Genomic DNA, 279 nt, shown 5'->3' with positions numbered 1-279 from the left:
GATGGCCATGGGCGGGGCGATCGGCACCGGCCTGTTCATGGGCTCCGGCAAGATCATCGCGCTGTCTGGCACCTCGATCATCCTGATCTACATGATCATCGGGCTCTGCGTGTATTTCGTCATGCGCGCCATGGGCGAACTGCTGCTGTCGAACCTCAACTACAAATCGTTCATCGACTTCTCGGCCGACCTGCTCGGCCCCTGGGCCGGTTACTTCACCGGCTGGACCTACTGGTTCTGCTGGGTGGTCACCGGTATCGCCGACGTGGTCGCCATCGC

At 61.6% G+C, this 279-nt stretch carries 1 pseudogene; it reads left to right on the top strand.

Annotation, left to right across the window (positions count from 1 at the left end):
• Nucleotides 1-279, top strand: a pseudogene (locus SB816_RS31140) (D-serine/D-alanine/glycine transporter); the annotation flags it as partial.

Source organism: Achromobacter sp. SIMBA_011 (genome assembly GCF_046535435.1).
GTDB classification, from domain to species: Bacteria; Pseudomonadota; Gammaproteobacteria; order Burkholderiales; family Burkholderiaceae_B; genus Achromobacter; species Achromobacter dolens.
The sequence above is the reverse complement of the archived record's forward strand: the minus strand, read 5'-3'. Positions and strand labels throughout refer to the sequence as shown.